A 14870-nucleotide genomic window follows, 5' to 3' on the forward strand; every position below is an offset into this window, starting at 1 on the left:
ATGAAAAAATTGTTGAAATTAAAAAAGAAAGCTTTCACTCTGGTGGAAATGTTAGTTGTTTTGGGTATTATTAGCCTGCTCTTGCTCATTTTTGTGCCTAATTTGAGCAAGCAAAAAGCAGCTGTTCAAGAGAAAGGAAATGCTGCCGTTGTCAAAGTAGTAGAGAGCCAGATGGAGCTCTATGAATTGGAACATGACAAGGAAGCAACGGTGGCAGACTTGCAAGCGGATGGCTATATTACTGAAAAACAAGCGGAGCAGTATGCTAAGGCGAAAAAATAAGGCTTTTACCCTATTTGAAAGCCTGCTGACCTTGTTGGTTGTCAGTTTTCTGGCAATCAGCCTGTCGGGAACAGTACAAACGGTCTTTCGGTCTGTTCAGGAAGAAATTTTTCTCTGGGAATTTGAGGCCATCTATAAAGACAGTCAGAAATTGGCAGCCAGTTCCCATCAAAAAGTGAACCTTGCTATCGGTGGACAGGAAGTTACAAATGGTTATCAGGCTGTAGAGGTGCCCAGAAACGTAGAGGTCTTGGAGGAGAAAAATATCAAATTTGAAGAAAATGGAGGAAATTCCTCACTGTCTAAAATTCGTTTTCGGCTTAGTCGAAAGACAGTCACATATCAATTATATATAGGGAGTGGTCGCTATAAGAAAACAGAAGAATAAGGCTTATATTTTGCTAGAAAGTCTGGTTGCCCTTGCGACCCTAGTGACTATTTGCAGCTTGATTTTGTCAGCTGTGGATGCAGGTCGTAGGCGACAGGCTTGGGAATTGGAACAACAGGAGGTTCTCAATCTAGCACAGATGGCTGTTCAGATCGGGCAAGATAACCTAGCCTTAAACGGTGTTACAGTTCAGGTTCAACGAACGGCGGATAAGATGATTGTTTTCCACGAGGGAAAGGAGGTTTTATCGGTTGTTAAAAAGTAAAATTCCCGCTTTTACTCTCTTGGAATGCTTGGTAGCCTTAGTCATCCTATCAGGAAGTCTTCTGGTCTTTGAAGGCTTGTCAAAACTGTTGGTTCAAGAAGCGCATTACCAAGGTCAGACTGTTCAAAAGGAATGGTTGGTCTTCTCTAGTCAATTGCGGTCGGAGTGGGACCAGGCTGAATTGGTCAAGGTTGAAAATGGCAAGGTCTATGTCAACAAAGGCGAACAGGCTTTAGCCTTTGGCAAGTCACGGTCGGATGATTTTCGGAAAACAAATGACAGGGGACAGGGCTATCAGCCCATGATTTATCAAGTAGACAGCGCAGCTATTTCCCAAAAAAACCAGCTGGTGCGTATCGACTTTAGCTTTAAAAACGGAGAGGAGCGGACCTTTATCTATGCTTTTAAAGAAAAAAGTTAAGGCGGGTATCCTGCTCTATGCCCTTTTGATGTTGGCGGTTTTTAGTCTCTTGCTTCAGTTTTATCTCCACCGCCAAGAAGCCGAAAGTCGCTTGGTTCAGGTGGCAAGGCAAGAAGCGACAGCCTATATCATGGCCCAGATGGTCTTGGATCAGGTTGAAGAGGAATTACAAGAGCGTGTAGCGATTGCCAAGAAGGTAGCAAGTCAAACAGAACAACAGAAGGGAGTTGAAGTAGCTGCTAGTGATACGGCTAATATTAAGGAAGAAGGGGAGGTACAAGAAACAACTAGCACTAGGCCAGAATCAGCTACAAAATCAGTTGACACATCGTCTACTCAAAATGTAGAAAGTAAACCAATAGAAGATAAGGGAACAGTCGCTTTTCAAGAGGGTCAGGCTAGTTATCATGTCAAAAATAAGCAAGTAACGATTATCGTAGCCTTAGAGAAGGTAGGACCCTATCACTATCAATTTCCGCTTAAAATAGTACCTGAGGGGAGTGGCTAGTCGCTCCCTTTTTGGTGCAAAGTCTGTGAAATTTTGATAAGATAGGAGTATGAATTTTGAAAAGATCGAACAGGCTTACGACCTGCTATTAGAAAACGTACAGACTATCCAAAACCAGCTAGGTACCAATATCTATGATGCCATGATTGAGCAAAATGCTGCTTACGTAGCTGATCAGCATGAGACGGACCTTGTTGTCAATAACAATCAGACCTTGAAACAACTAGATTTAACCAAGGAAGAATGGCGTCGTGCCTACCAATTCTTGCTCATCAAGGCCAATCAGACTGAACCCATGCAGTACAATCACCAGTTCACACCAGATTCTATCGGATTTATCCTATCTTTTCTAGTAGACCAATTGGTGCCGACTCAAAAGGTGACGGTTCTGGAAATTGGTTCGGGGACAGGCAATCTAGCTCAGACCATTCTTAACGCCAGTCAGAAAGACTTGGATTACTTGGGGATCGAAGTGGATGACCTCTTGATTGATTTGTCGGCAAGTATTGCGGATGTCATGCAGGCAGATATTTCTTTTGCTCAGGGAGATGCGGTACGTCCGCAGATTTTGAAGGAAAGCCAAATCATTCTTGCGGATTTGCCTATTGGCTACTATCCAGATGACCAGATTGCCAGCCGTTATCAGGTCGCCAGCCCAAATGAACATACCTACGCCCATCATTTGCTCATGGAACAATCCCTCAAATATCTGGAAAAAGATGGCTTTGCGATTTTGTTGGCTCCAAATGATTTATTGACTAGTCCGCAAAGCGATTTGCTGAAAGGTTGGTTACAGGAGCAAGCTAATATTGTTGCCATGATTGCCCTGCCACCAAATCTCTTTGGGAAGGCTGCTATGGCCAAGTCTATTTTTGTCTTGCAAAAGAAAGCTGCAAGATCGTTGACGCCGTTTGTTTATCCCTTGCAAAGTCTTCAAGAACCAGAAGCTATTCAGAAGTTCATGCTCAATTTCAAAAATTGGAAGCAAGAGAATGCAATTTAATTGAAAATCTGTTATACTAGTTAGGAAAACGCTTTAAAAAGGGGAACGATATGTCAAAAACAATTGCAATTAATGCAGGTAGTTCAAGTCTAAAATGGCAACTTTATCAAATGCCAGAAGAAACAGTGCTAGCAGCAGGGATTATTGAGCGCATTGGTTTGAATGATTCCATCTCAACAGTTAAGTATGATGGGAAGAAAGAAAGTGAAGTGTTAGATATTCCTAATCATACGGTTGCGGTTAAGATTCTCCTAGAAGACTTGCTTAAGTACAACATCATTGCTGCTTACGAGGAAATTACTGGTATCGGACACCGTGTTGTTGCAGGTGGAGAGATTTTCAAAGAATCAGCTGTTATTGGACCAAAAGAGGTTGAGCAAATTGAAGAACTAAGTGCTTTGGCACCACTTCATAACCCTGCTCACGTAGCAGCAATTCGTGCATTTGAGGAAGTACTACCAGAAGTTTTGAATGTAGCTGTTTTTGATACAGCCTTTCACACTACGATGCCAAAGCATGCCTATCTTTATCCGATTCCACAAAAGTACTATACCGACCACAAGGTTCGTAAGTATGGAGCGCATGGAACTAGTCACTATTATGTAGCGCATGAGGCAGCAAAAGTATTGGGACGTCCGATTGAGGAATTGAAATTAATTACAGCCCATATCGGCAATGGTGTATCCATTACTGCCAACTACCACGGTCAATCAGTTGACACTTCTATGGGCTTCACTCCTCTAGCTGGTCCAATGATGGGAACTCGTTCGGGAGATATTGATCCAGCGATTATTCCTTACTTGATTGCAAATGTTGATGAGTTGAAGGATGCTGCGGATGTTGTTAACATGTTGAATAAACAATCAGGCTTGTTCGGTGTATCTGGCTTCTCAAGCGATATGCGTGACATTGAATCAGGCATCCAAGCTCACAATCCAGATGCAGTGTTGGCCTACAATATTTTTATCGACCGTATTAAGAAATTTATCGGTCAGTATCTTGCAGTTTTAAATGGGGCAGATGCTATTGTCTTCACGGCAGGTATGGGTGAAAATGCACCGCTTATGCGCAATGACGTAGTAGAAGGCTTGTCTTGGTTCGGTATTGAGTTGGACCCGGAAAAAAATGTATTTGGCAACTATGGTGACATTTCAACGGCAGAATCAAAAGTTCGTGTCTTGGTTATTCCAACGGATGAAGAATTGGTTATTGCGCGTGAAGTGGAACGCTTGAAATAAGAAAAACGAACTGGTAGTCGGAGACTGCCAGTTTCTCTTATAGTTTATACCTTTAGAAAGGTATAGTTTTTAGCAAGTGGTCAAAATATATAGTGTGTGATACAATAGACTAGCAAAGAAATTTGCACAGAGTAGATGGTTTGCGTCAAGTGTATGTGGATGGGATGTTGCCACATAACGAAGCTAGCTTTTGGTTGGGGTTGATGTCTGTTTTAGTCGGAACATCGAGTCCTTAGCTAAAAGTGGCGCGGTAAACCATTGCATCCGCTGTCGAATATACACGACAGCTCCATTTTGAAAAAGGAGCATTTTTTATGGAAAAGAAAATTCCAAAACTAACGGTGCAGCTGTTGGCTGCTATTGCTATGACTTTGGCCTTGGTTATGGTTGTGGAGAACTATTTCTCTATTCGGATTTCGGAAACCTTACAGGTCCAGTTTACCTTTATCCCAAATGCTATTTTGGGAGCTATTGCAGGTCCGGTTTGGGCAGCCGTCTTTGCGGCGATTTCAGACCCAATCTTTGTCTTGTTTAGTGGGCAGACCGTCCTCTTCACTTGGATTTTGATTGAGGCGGTATCGGCTTTTATCTATGGCTGGTTCTTCTATCGAAAACCGCTAGACACTAAAAACAAGACTGACTGGTTTTATGTGGCTGGGGTTGTTGTCTTGATTCAGGTCGTGATTTCATTTATCATGACACCGGTTGCTCTTCATTTCCATTTTGGAACACCTTGGATTGCCCTGTATAGCAGTCGTTTCATAAAAGCTATTTTTGAAATTCCATTACGGATTGTCGTGACCATGCTTGTCTTGCCAAGTTTACAAAAAATACCTGAATTGGCTAGGTTAATGAGCCTTAAATAAGAAACAATCTAGCAACAGGTCATCCCCCTGTTGCTGCTTTTGTAGAGAGGGAATCATGAATTATCAAGAAACTCGCCGGTGGCTATCGAATCGCCCTGCATCAGATTTAGAAAACGGTGTTGCACGTGTTAAGTGGCTCTTGGAACGCTTGGACAATCCCCAGCTTCAAGTGCCGACTATTCACTTTGTTGGTACAAATGGCAAGGGTTCGACCTTAAATGCGTTACAGTCTATCTTACGGTCTTCGGGTTACACCGTTGGTCGCTTTACCTCGCCGTCCATTATCGATTTCCGAGAGCAGATTGTCTACCAGCAGGAGATGATTTCGGAGGAGGATTTTGCGAGGATTGTGACAGACTTGCATCCCTTGATTGAGGGCTTGGACCAGACGGCTGGACTGGATGCCATCTCGGAGTTTGAGATTGTAGTAGTGGCTATGTTTGTCTATTTTGCCTACTACCAGCGTCCTGATATTCTCTTGGTGGAGGCAGGCATGGGCGGTTTGCAGGATGCGACCAATGTCCTTGCCCCATTGGCAGTAGTTTGCCCGTCCATCGGCTTGGACCATCAGGCTTTTTTGGGAGAGACCCACGCTGCTATAGCCCGTCACAAGGTTGCTGTCTTGCGTGAGGGGGTTCCCCTCGTCTATGCGACCGATTTGCCAGAAGTGGTGGCAGTTTTTGAGGAGCAGGCCCGTCAGCTTCAGAGTCCGACCTATGCGGTGGGGCGGGAGATTCTTTTGGAAAATAGCAGAGCAGGCTTTGCAGTTTCAAGCCCCTTCGATCGAGTTGAGGATTTAAGACTACAGATGCAGGGGCGTCACCAAGAGGTCAACGCAGCCTTGGCAGTGACAACTGCCCAGCTCATCAGCCCTCATTTTCCAACAATTACCAATGAAACCATCCGCCAGGGCTTGTCCCAAGCCATCTGGCCAGGCCGTTTAGAGTTGATAAGACCGAACCTCATGATTGACGGAGCCCACAATAATGAAAGTATTGCCGTCCTGACACAACTCTTGGAAGAAAAGTATGCTGACAGAGATATTGAAATTCTCTTTGCGGCCATCAATACTAAGCCTGTGGACCAGATGTTGTCCCAGCTTAGCCAATTTGGACCTGTTAGCGTGACAACCTTTGACGATTTTAGAGCGGTACAGTTAGAAGATTATCCGTCAGGCTATGAACGAGTTCAGACCTATCAGGAGTGGTTGGAGCAGGCGGACTTGGACAATCCCAAAAAACTCTACCTGATTACAGGCTCGCTATATTTCATTACCCATGTGAGGAAGTATGTTTTAGAAAAGTTATTCTGATATTAAAATTTTTCCAAAAAATGTTTTGACAAAATTCTTAAAAATCATGCAAAATACTTGACAAAAGCCCTGCTATACTAGTATAGCAGGGCTTGACACTTCGGCCAAGCCCTTCCTAATTAGCATCATCAGGAGGAAAAGATGAGAAAGAACAATTATATATTTGGAGGTTTTGCGGCGACAACTGCAATTACCCTTGCAACCGTTGGTACACCAGTCCAAGCAGAGGAAGTAACTGCAACAGTTGAAACAGCAACAACTGTCGCTGAGGTTCCTGTAACAGCTGCTACTGTTCAATCTGCCCTTGAAGTAGCTGAGCAAGCCCAAGCGTCTGTAGATGCTCAACAAATTGTTGTTGAAGCTGCAAAAGGTTCTCTCGAAACAGCTGAACAAGCAACTTCTCAAGCTAAGGAACAATTAACTAAAGCAGAGGAGAAGGTCGCTCAAGCGACTCCAGAAAATATCCAAAATGCTGCAGATGCAGTTGAAAATGTTAAAACAAACCAAGCAACTAAAGAAACAGCAGTTCAGACATCTCAAGATGCTGTAAAGGAAGCTCAGGATGCTGTAAACAACCAAGCTAAAGTTGTTGAGTCAGCTAAAAAAGCGACATCTAAAGAGCAGACTGATGTTGATGCAGCGCAGCAAAACGTTGATAATGCCCAAGCTATTTTAGATGGTACTGGTGCTCAAGCAATTTATGATGCGCAAGCAAAAGCTCAAGATATTGTTAATAAAGATAAGGCGAAGGTAGATGAAGCTCAGTCAAAATTAGAAGCTGCCCATGAAGCCGATAAAAAACGCCAAGAAGCGATTGATGATGCTCAAAGAGTGGCAGATAAAGCGGCTAAAACACTGTCTAATAAGACAACAGAATTGTCGACAGCAAACTCATATAATGCTACAGTTAAAGCTGAATTAGCAGACAAGCAACTTGCTTTTGAACATGCAGAGAACAACTATAAAGGTATTCAAAATTTTGTTGTAACTTCTGACTATGTTCAAGCTCTTAAAGATTATGTGAATAATCCATATAATATTTTGTCTGAGAGAGAGAAGTGGGATGAATGGAATGAGGATGCGAAAACTCGATTGAAAGCAGCCAATCAAGCGAATGTTGAAGCAAACTTGAAGTATAGTATTAACCTTAACGATGATAATACTACAGAATATGATGTGAATAATCTTCCGAAAGATTTGCAAACAGAGCTTTCACATTATGCTTCCTATCTGTTAAATCAAATTAGAACAATTTTCGGAACTCCCTTGACAACAGTTACATCATCATCTGTTGATTTTGTAGATAAATCAACGGATAAATCCGTCTCTAAAAATTGGGATACATGGACAAGTGGTCACGATGATGAGTCAATTTGGTCTACCGCTGTAGAATACGGATTGACCGATAAAAATTATCCAGTTGGTAATTATCATGAAAATTGGTCTGGAGTACATTTTTATGATAGAGATTATGGTTCTAATGGATATGTTTTAGTTGCTGGGCCTGCAAAAGTAACCAAACAAACGTTAAAACGCGCTGTGCATCATGCTGTTGTTAGTTTCATGTTTAATGGTAGAGAATGGTTGCATGCTCAATCAATATCTGGCTTAACCGATAAGTCAACTGAATATGTATCTGGTCAAGGATATGTAGAAAAGTACGACGATGTAGTATATCTTGGTATTGACTTTACCAAGGTGAATGGGAAAGCGGGAGTTCATTTTATTACAGTCGGTACACATGATTTAACCTCTGATTCTACTTTCGACACAGAGTTGATTGAGAATCCTTATAATATTGAAAAAATTACAAAGCTTTACCAAGATACTCTTAAGATTAGAGACGAGGCACAAGAACAAGTTGACCAAGAAAAACTTAGGTTAGATAGTGCTCAAAAAGAATATGATACGGCTTTAGAAAATGATAAAGATGCCAAAGACGCCCTTTCCGAAGCCCAATCAGTCCCTGTTCAGACTCCGGCTGCTCAATTAGAACGTAATAGAGTTCAGTCTATACTTGATGCAAGTCAAAAAGTTCTGGATCAGGCAAATGCTGATGTTTTAGCTCTTGAAAAAGATGTTAAAGTGAAACAATCAAATCTTAATAAAGCTAAAGCAGAACTCACAACCCAACAATCCGAACTGAAGTCAGCTAAAGAAGTTTTGACAAAAGAGGAAGAAGAACTTATTCGACTTGAAAGACTTCGTGATAAGGCACAGGAAAATCTTACTCAAGCTGAGACAGGGCTTGAGGAGGCAAAGAAAGCTGTCCGCAGTGCAGAACAGGAGCTGCTTGATTTGCAAAATGCACCTGAGAAACTAGAGGAGGCTAAGCGCAACTACGCAAAAGTCCAACAACAGCTCAAAGAAGCTAAGGAAACATTTGACGATGCGAGTGCCCTTTTAGAAACATTACTGACAGAACGCGATACAAAACTGTCAGAATACAAAGAACTTAAAGCGAAGTTTGATTTGAATCAAGCGAAACTAAAAGATCTAGAAAATCAAGCGAAAAACAAGGTAATTGTCACATTGCCTGACGGAACAATTGTTGCAGTACCAAAAGATGCACCAACTGCTGCTGAAAAACCAGCTATTGACGTAGATGCAGTCAAAGACGCTATTACTAAAGGTCAAGATGTAACAGTTGTTGACGGTAAAGTTGTGGTGACGACCCCACAAGCAGGTGTCACCGTCACACCACAAGGTATTACTTACTCACGTGTAGAACGTGCTAAGACCTTGCCAAACACAGGGGAGCAAACAAGTTTGTTGGCACTCGCAGGTGTGGCAGTATTATCTAGTCTTGGTCTTGCAAGTGCAAGAAGACGCAAACAAGGATAGATGGCTATAATGAAAAAATCTTCTTACTATGACAGTAGGAAGATTTTTTGGATTTCTAAAAGTTTCGGAAAGACTACGCTAGTTCCAACAATTTTTAGGAATGAAATATGATGTACTAGATGAGTAGAAAAGCGAAGACGGTAGCTCTTGATTTTCTGAAAGTAAGGTGATGCCTATGGGCAATTCATCAAAATCTGACGGAAAGGGGAGCGTTCTTTTGACAGCTTTTGAAGTTGTGCAGACGATTTTAAGTTTCAGTGGTTTCACAGTTGCTTTGATTGGTTTGTGCTATAAAATCTTCAAAGATAATGACAAAAAATAATCCGTCCCCACTTTTGCGCGAGTAGGACGGATTAAATCTGTAATACGAGCCGCCGTCTTTTTAACGGTTCTACATTTGGAGCTGGACGGCAATCCAGCTCCTTTTCTATTTTTATTATAACAGATTACTTGTAAAATGCAAACGCTATGTTAACTTAACTTTGGTGATTCGTTTGCTCCCGACTTTCTCACTTATTTTTTCAAAAAAATGCCATAAGTGCTTGATATAGTTGAATTTTTTGAATAATTTTTATCATTATTCTTGTTGTATATGGTTATGTATGTTATAATGTAACTATGGCATTTATCAAAACAACAACGAACAAAGAAGGTCGGACCCATGTCTACCTAGTCGAGGGATATCGTAAAGATGGCAAGGTCAAACAACGGATCCTAAAAAAATATGGCTTATTGGACGAACTTGAAAAAGACGATCCCGCTATTCTTGACCGATTAAAACAAGAAGCTAAGCAAGGGATTTTAACAGATAAGAAAACTCTAACAGTTGACTATGATTTGCTTGCTCCTATGTATGAACCAGATAAGTCTTATGGTTGGATGGTACTAGATGGTTTGTTTGAGGAATTGGAGTTATCTCATTTTTTAAAATCCCGACCTCATAAGGCTGACTACGACTTGGTTCAAGTGCTAAAGCTACTTGTCTTTCAGCGTATCTTACATCCGAATAGTAAACTTGCGACATATGCTTCTCAGGGTGATTTGTTTGGAGATTGGTCAGTTAGTCGCAATGCTATCTACCGTTCTTTGGATCTCTTGAACTCACTAAAAGAGGACCTTCAACTACATCTGCACAAGGAAGTAAGTCGACTGACAAAGCGTGAAGCTCGTCTGGTTTTCTATGATGTTACTAACTATTACTTTGAAACAGATATCCCTGATAGTGAAGAGGTATCAGAGAGCGGAACAATTCTCAAAGAGGGCTTGCGTAGGAGGGGACCGAGTAAGGAACACAGACCTAAGCCTATAGTGCAACTGGGATTGTTTATGGATACCAACGGTATTCCAATCAGCTATAAATTATTCAGAGGCAATCAGACAGACCCTGTGACTTATCTTCCTGCTGTTGAAGAAGTAAAGAAACAATTTGGGATTGAACGAATTGTAGTTGTGGCAGATAAGGCAATGAATAGTCAAAATAATGTTTCAGCTATGGAGAAGCAAGGAGATGGCTGGATCTTCTCACAAAAGCACCGTGGGAAACGTGGTGCTCCGAAGGATATTCAAGAAAAAATATTGGAAGAATCTGGTTGGCAGTTTAATCAAGAGATCACTTTCGCTAAAAAGTCTTACATTCGAGAGAGAAAACTTGGGACCAAGAAGGATTCTCCAACCGTTAGAGAAAAAGTACTAATGACCTGGTCAAAGAAATATGAAGATAGAGAACGGATTCGACGTGAAGGGGCTCTTGACTATGCCAATAAGCTAACTGATGCGGAATTGTTTCGACAAACGAGTAAGAAGGGCGGAAAGAAATATCTTGAATTGAGCTATTTGGATAAGGAAACCGGAGAGGTTAAACCATTTTCGCCACTTATCCGAATTGACCAAGAACAGGTCGAATTTGATGCTCAATTTGATGGAGTTCATGTCCTTGTGACCAGTGAGACTGAGATGAGCGATGAGGCTATGCTTGCTTCCTACAAGGAACTGTCTAAAATTGAGGATTGCTTCCGTGTAACTAAGATGGAGTTAGAAAGTCGTCCAGTCTATGTTTGGACAGAAGAACATATTCAAGCACACTTTTTAACATGCTTTATTGCCTTGGTTCACTTACGCTTACTCCAACATCAGATTGACTGGAAAATGAGTCCAGAACGGATTACTTCTGCTCTAAATAGTGCAAAGGCCACAAGATTGAGGGATGATTACTATAGGCTTCAAGAGAATTCCGATATGCAGGAGTTAAATAAGCTTTTGGGGTTTGATTGGACCAATGGAATTGTCAAATTTGAAACGCTTAAGAAGTATGGGAAACGTCCATACACAACAAAAAAATAAGAGAAAAGAACAGTGAAATCCCTTGATAGACAAGGGGTTAGCTGTTCTTTATGCTTTTTTAAGTGATAAACTTGGGATTATAACAGATTACTTGTAAAATGCAAACGCTATGTTAACTTAACTTTGGTGATTCGTTTGCTATAGGTTTGTTTCTTATAGTAGGCTCAGACTTATCGGTGAATACCATAATATGACGATACAGGTTAGAGAGCGTTTACTGCTATATTATTTTTTACTAGTTGGGTAGACTCAGCGATCATAGGGTACTTCTTCGCTTTGCATAATTGTCTAATAATTCTTGATCAAATCAACCGTTGAGCGGTCTAGCTTTTTAACGATGGCTTGCAAGAAGGCTTGAGCCTCTAGGAAGTCATCCATGCTATAGAGGGTTTGATGTGAATGGATATAGCGAGCGCAGACACCGATGGTTGTCGATGGAACGCCATGATTTTTCAAGTGGGCTGCACCAGCATCTGTTCCACCTTTACCACAGTAGTATTGGAATTTGACACCAGCCTCCTCAGCAGTCGTCAAGAGGAAGTCTTTCATATTTTTTAACATGATATGACCTGGGTCATAGAAACGAAATAGGGTACCATCTCCGATTTTTCCTTGGTCACCATAGATGTCGCCCGCTGGTGAGCAATCAACAGCAAGGAAAATGTCTGGATTGAATTTGGTTGTAGAAGCATGAGCTCCACGTAAGCCAACCTCTTCTTGCACATTGGCCCCAGCAATCAACTGATTTGGTAAAGCTTGACCGGATAGGCTTTCCAGCAATTCCGTCACCATAAGGACACCGAAGCGGTTGTCCCAAGCCTTAGAAATAACATTTTTTCCGTTGGCAGTAAGGATAGTTTCATTTTTGGGAACCAGGACATCCCCCGGACGAACACCGAAAGCCCAGGCTTCGTCATAATTGGCAAAACCAGCATCGAAAATAATATCAGCAATGGCAGGCATGCCAGGAGCGTTAGCCCCCCGTGAAAGGTGAGGTGGTACTGAGCCTGAGATGGCTGGAATGGTACGACCGTCCTGCAACTGAAGAGTGAAGGCTTGGCTAGAAACAACCAGAGGATTCCAGCCACCTAGCTCGACAACACGGAAAGTACCGTCTGGCTTGATTTGGCTAATCATAAAGCCAACCTCATCCATGTGAGCGGCCACTAGGATACGAGGAGCATTTTCAACAGCCGTATCCTTGATGCCAAAAATTCCACCTAGCCCATCTGTTTCAATGCGGTCCACGTGTGGCGTGATTTTCTGGCGGATGTGGTTGCGAACCTGTCCTTCAAATCCCGGTAAGCTTTGCAATTCTGTAACTTCTTTAATTTTTTCAAAAAGAGTCATTCTTCTTCCTCCATGACATGATTACTACTATTTTATCACGAAGAGCTAGACTTGTCTTGAAAATATGGATAGTATTGACAAGAATGCTTGAAGTTTGCTAGGATAGAAATGCCCCTCAAAATAGAGAGGAGGTGATTGCCTTGTTGTTCGAACTTCTCACATTGTTCGTTGCACCTATTGTATCAGGTCTTGTGTTGATACTCTTTGAGTATTGGCTCAACAATCGCAACAAATAGGCCCCAGGGGCAAAAGAAAACCCTCAACGCTGGGAACGTTGGGGGCTTTTTGATTGCCGATGTATTATCGAACTTCTCACTGTAAGACCATTCTATCTATTTTTAAGTCTTTTGTCAAGTGGTGCGAGTTTGTCTCAGCTGTCACAAGTCCAATGGCATTTTTGGGAAAAATCCGGAGAAATATGATAAAATAGTCAACATGAAAAAGAAGAAGACAGCCTTGCTAGCAGGCTTATTGGGGGCAGGTGTGCTCACCGCTAGTGCTCAATTTTACCGTAAAATCCAAGAAGACCGTAAAAAAGCACAGGCCTTGCAGGAGGTGCGTGACTTTTTCGCTGATTTAGGAGAGATTGCCACGGTCTATGTGGATGAAACAGCCTCAACTCGTGACCAGCTTATTGGCGGGGTTGTGATGGAGGCAGGACAGGTGTTTTTATTTGAAAATACCCAAGGTTCTATTCAGTACAGGGAGGAAGAAAGATGATTTTTCCAACAAAGCTTGAAGAAGTGGCTGCCTTGATTGAAGATGGCAAGCCAACCGTTTTTCTATTTGTGACGACTTGGTGTGGAGATTGCCACTATATCAAACCGCATTTGCCAGCTATCGAAGAAGCTTTTCCAGATCTCCGTTTTGTGCAACTGGATCGAGATGACTTTATGCCTTTGGCACAGGAATGGGCTATTTTAGGCATTCCAAGTCTGGTTGTTTTGGAAAATGGTAAGGAAATCGGTCGTTTTGTCGATAAGAATCGCAAGACCAAGGAAGAAATCATGAACTTCTTATCTGGACTGGGTAGATAAATTAGCAGAGAAGCTCTGCCATTTCCCAAAAGAAAGGAAAGAATATGAAGAAATCACTAGGAAAAATCCTTCTAGCACCTGTGGTGCTGGGGTTGAGTTTGAGTCTTGCTCCCTTGGTGCAGGCTGAGATTCAAACAGATGTTATCAATGAAAAATGGGGCAAGCCAACACTGGTCTACGGTGGTGGTTTGTCAGATGCGCAGGCGACAGAGGTTAACAATCTATTTGGTATTTCGGATGTCAATAATGTTAGCCGTCAGGTGGTTGTTGGCGCGGATATGGACCAATATTTAGGTACATCTGGAGCGGACACAGCCTCCCTCTATTCATCTGTCTTGGTGCAAAAGCAGGACGCTGGCAAAGGGGTTGTGGTGGACATCAAGACGCCGCAGAACATCACCTTGATTACTGAAACGCAGTATGCCAATGCGGCCATTACAGCTGGTGCGACAGATGTCTTGATTGACGTTGCGGCACCCATTCAGGTGACGGGAGAGTCCGCCCTGACAGGTGTTTACAAGGCTCTTGCAGCCAATGGTGAAACAGTTGATACCGCTCGAACTGAAGTAGCTCAACAGGAGCTAGAGACAGTCAATGAAGTGGCAACGGCTCACACAGGTGACACTAATTTTGATAGTTCGGCCTTGGATAAGGCAGTAGCAGAAATCAAGACAGCTCTTGCCGACTACAAAAAGTCCAATGGTCAGGTAGCTTCCGAATCAGACATCAATACTATGATTAACGATGTCTTGGCCAATAACGGTTTGGAAAATGTCATCACAGCAGATGAAATTTCTAAGCTAGTCACATTTGCCAAAGCTTATCAGGAAACCTCTGCTATTGATTCGGCTGAGGTTGCTGCCCAGCTCAACCAGTTCAAGCAACAGGCGGAGCAACAAATTTCAGAAGCCTATAAGAATCTACAAGATTCAGGGATTTTAGAAAAAATCGGTGCCTTCTTTGAAAATCTTTGGAAAGGCTTGACCGGTCTATTTGCATAAAGGAGAAATGAAAAA

At 42.2% G+C, this 14870-nt stretch carries 16 protein-coding genes; 15 read left to right on the forward strand and 1 reads right to left on the reverse strand.

Annotated elements, in window-relative coordinates; translation table 11 throughout:
• From CWM22_00900 to CWM22_00955, 12 genes are all read left to right on the forward strand, one after another.
• Entirely contained in the window at window positions 1–282 is a 282-nt protein-coding gene (locus CWM22_00900) for a competence protein ComG (protein AUC90587.1), read from the forward strand.
• Entirely contained in the window at window positions 263–670 is a 408-nt protein-coding gene (locus CWM22_00905; protein AUC90588.1) for a type II secretion system protein, read from the forward strand. The genes CWM22_00900 and CWM22_00905 overlap by 20 nt, the downstream gene beginning before the upstream one ends.
• Window positions 642–935 carry a Type II secretory pathway, pseudopilin PulG gene (locus CWM22_00910; GenBank protein ID AUC90589.1) on the forward strand — a complete coding sequence of 98 codons (294 nt, stop codon included), beginning with the start codon at window positions 642–644 and terminating at the stop codon, window positions 933–935. Before CWM22_00905 ends, CWM22_00910 begins: the two co-directional genes overlap by 29 nt.
• Entirely contained in the window at window positions 922–1356 is a 435-nt protein-coding gene (locus tag CWM22_00915; protein AUC90590.1) for a prepilin-type N-terminal cleavage/methylation domain-containing protein, read from the forward strand. Before CWM22_00910 ends, CWM22_00915 begins: the two co-directional genes overlap by 14 nt.
• Window positions 1334–1864 carry a competence protein ComGG gene (locus tag CWM22_00920; GenBank protein AUC90591.1) on the forward strand — a complete coding sequence of 177 codons (531 nt, stop codon included), beginning with the start codon at window positions 1334–1336 and terminating at the stop codon, window positions 1862–1864. Before CWM22_00915 ends, CWM22_00920 begins: the two co-directional genes overlap by 23 nt.
• Before the next feature lie 49 nt (window positions 1865–1913).
• Entirely contained in the window at window positions 1914–2867 is a 954-nt protein-coding gene (locus tag CWM22_00925; protein AUC90592.1) for an SAM-dependent methyltransferase, read from the forward strand.
• Window positions 2868–2917: 50 nt separating this feature from the next.
• Window positions 2918–4105, forward strand: a complete 1188-nt coding sequence (locus CWM22_00930) for an acetate kinase (protein AUC90593.1) — start codon at window positions 2918–2920, stop codon at window positions 4103–4105.
• 314 nt (window positions 4106–4419) lie between these two features.
• On the forward strand, window positions 4420–4971 hold the full coding sequence (locus CWM22_00935) for a folate family ECF transporter S component (GenBank protein ID AUC90594.1): 552 nt from the start codon (window positions 4420–4422) through the stop codon (window positions 4969–4971).
• Between the two features lie 55 nt (window positions 4972–5026).
• Complete coding sequence (locus tag CWM22_00940; GenBank protein AUC90595.1) at window positions 5027–6283, forward strand: dihydrofolate synthase; 1257 nt, start codon at window positions 5027–5029, stop codon at window positions 6281–6283.
• A gap of 141 nt (window positions 6284–6424) precedes the next feature.
• The gene (locus tag CWM22_00945; protein ID AUC90596.1) at window positions 6425–9127 is read left to right on the forward strand and encodes a hypothetical protein; all 2703 of its coding nucleotides are present in this window, start codon (window positions 6425–6427) and stop codon (window positions 9125–9127) included.
• 169 nt (window positions 9128–9296) lie between these two features.
• The gene (locus CWM22_00950) at window positions 9297–9449 is read left to right on the forward strand and encodes a putative holin-like toxin (GenBank protein AUC90597.1); all 153 of its coding nucleotides are present in this window, start codon (window positions 9297–9299) and stop codon (window positions 9447–9449) included.
• Window positions 9450–9745: 296 nt separating this feature from the next.
• Window positions 9746–11467 (forward strand): IS1634 family transposase, encoded by a 1722-nt coding sequence (locus CWM22_00955; protein AUC90598.1) that lies wholly within the window; start codon window positions 9746–9748, stop codon window positions 11465–11467.
• A 288-nt stretch (window positions 11468–11755) separates the two neighbouring features.
• Here the strand turns inward: CWM22_00955 and pepA are convergent, their stop codons facing one another.
• A complete protein-coding gene (pepA, locus tag CWM22_00960; protein ID AUC90599.1) occupies window positions 11756–12817 on the reverse strand; it encodes a glutamyl aminopeptidase in 1062 nt (353 codons plus the stop codon).
• Between the two features lie 435 nt (window positions 12818–13252).
• Here pepA and CWM22_00965 point away from each other — a divergent pair, with 435 nt between their 5' ends.
• Genes CWM22_00965 through CWM22_00975 form a run of 3 tightly spaced genes read left to right on the forward strand, consistent with a single transcriptional unit; the run spans window position 13253 to window position 14855 of the window.
• Window positions 13253–13537 (forward strand): DUF4651 domain-containing protein, encoded by a 285-nt coding sequence (locus CWM22_00965; GenBank protein AUC90600.1) that lies wholly within the window; start codon window positions 13253–13255, stop codon window positions 13535–13537.
• Complete coding sequence (locus tag CWM22_00970) at window positions 13534–13854, forward strand: thioredoxin (protein ID AUC90601.1); 321 nt, start codon at window positions 13534–13536, stop codon at window positions 13852–13854. The genes CWM22_00965 and CWM22_00970 overlap by 4 nt, the downstream gene beginning before the upstream one ends.
• Window positions 13855–13898: 44 nt before the next feature.
• Entirely contained in the window at window positions 13899–14855 is a 957-nt protein-coding gene (locus tag CWM22_00975; GenBank protein ID AUC90602.1) for a DUF1002 domain-containing protein, read from the forward strand.
• Window positions 14856–14870 lie beyond the last annotated feature (15 nt).

It is taken from the genome of Streptococcus suis (assembly GCA_002831545.1).
GTDB classification, from domain to species: Bacteria; Bacillota; Bacilli; order Lactobacillales; family Streptococcaceae; genus Streptococcus; species Streptococcus suis_P.

Excerpts from the sequence above, each read along its gene's own strand:
- CWM22_00955 (AUC90598.1), top strand. The coding sequence starts at position 9,746 with ATGGCATTTATCAAAACAACAACGAACAAAGAAGGTCGGACCCATGTC.
- pepA (AUC90599.1), bottom strand. The coding sequence starts at position 12,817 with ATGACTCTTTTTGAAAAAATTAAAGAAGTTACAGAATTGCAAAGCTTA.
- CWM22_00950 (AUC90597.1), top strand. The coding sequence starts at position 9,297 with ATGCCTATGGGCAATTCATCAAAATCTGACGGAAAGGGGAGCGTTCTT.
- CWM22_00925 (AUC90592.1), top strand. The coding sequence starts at position 1,914 with ATGAATTTTGAAAAGATCGAACAGGCTTACGACCTGCTATTAGAAAAC.
- CWM22_00905 (AUC90588.1), top strand. The coding sequence starts at position 263 with ATGCTAAGGCGAAAAAATAAGGCTTTTACCCTATTTGAAAGCCTGCTG.
- CWM22_00970 (AUC90601.1), top strand. The coding sequence starts at position 13,534 with ATGATTTTTCCAACAAAGCTTGAAGAAGTGGCTGCCTTGATTGAAGAT.
- CWM22_00920 (AUC90591.1), top strand. The coding sequence starts at position 1,334 with ATGCTTTTAAAGAAAAAAGTTAAGGCGGGTATCCTGCTCTATGCCCTT.
- CWM22_00965 (AUC90600.1), top strand. The coding sequence starts at position 13,253 with ATGAAAAAGAAGAAGACAGCCTTGCTAGCAGGCTTATTGGGGGCAGGT.
- CWM22_00930 (AUC90593.1), top strand. The coding sequence starts at position 2,918 with ATGTCAAAAACAATTGCAATTAATGCAGGTAGTTCAAGTCTAAAATGG.
- CWM22_00935 (AUC90594.1), top strand. The coding sequence starts at position 4,420 with ATGGAAAAGAAAATTCCAAAACTAACGGTGCAGCTGTTGGCTGCTATT.
- CWM22_00975 (AUC90602.1), top strand. The coding sequence starts at position 13,899 with ATGAAGAAATCACTAGGAAAAATCCTTCTAGCACCTGTGGTGCTGGGG.
- CWM22_00940 (AUC90595.1), top strand. The coding sequence starts at position 5,027 with ATGAATTATCAAGAAACTCGCCGGTGGCTATCGAATCGCCCTGCATCA.
- CWM22_00945 (AUC90596.1), top strand. The coding sequence starts at position 6,425 with ATGAGAAAGAACAATTATATATTTGGAGGTTTTGCGGCGACAACTGCA.
- CWM22_00900 (AUC90587.1), top strand. The coding sequence starts at position 1 with ATGAAAAAATTGTTGAAATTAAAAAAGAAAGCTTTCACTCTGGTGGAA.